The 431-nt window shown below is 61.3% G+C and carries 1 protein-coding gene; it reads left to right on the forward strand.

Annotated elements, in window-relative coordinates:
* Positions 1 to 228 precede the first annotated feature (228 nt).
* Positions 229 to 431 (forward strand): twin-arginine translocation signal domain-containing protein (locus tag JHD80_RS27145; RefSeq protein ID WP_199093686.1); only part of this gene is annotated, 203 nt, incomplete at its 3' end.

Here is a 431-nt window from a genome sequence, read left to right on the forward strand (position 1 = left end):
GCGATGGCGTCGGCCCGCTGGGCGAACAACTTGGGCGAAAGGGTGGCGGGAAGAACCTGGCTCATGATGTATGGACGTCCAAATGAGCTCGTACTATATCATGCCGGGTTCGTGGGCACGGCGAAAATGCGATTCGTTCTCACGACTTATTCGCCGCGGGAGTAGCATCGGGGAAGTTTCGCCACGGGCGTGGCGGGCACCGGTTCTTTAGGGATGGAGGGTGAACTCATGTCGCATGAGAAGAACATCGAATCGCGCCGTCGTTTTCTCAAGGCTGCTGCCGGTACGGCCGCAGTCGCGGCGGTGATCGGTACGATGCCGCGCTTGGCGCGTGCCGCCGATCTGCCGCACCTGGCCGAGTCGGATGCGACCGCCAAGGCACTGGGTTATGTCGAGGATGCCAACAAGAGCACTGATCCAAAGCACACGGC

It is taken from the genome of Allobosea sp. ASV33, assembly GCF_016428755.1.
GTDB lineage: Bacteria > Pseudomonadota > Alphaproteobacteria > Rhizobiales > Beijerinckiaceae > Allobosea.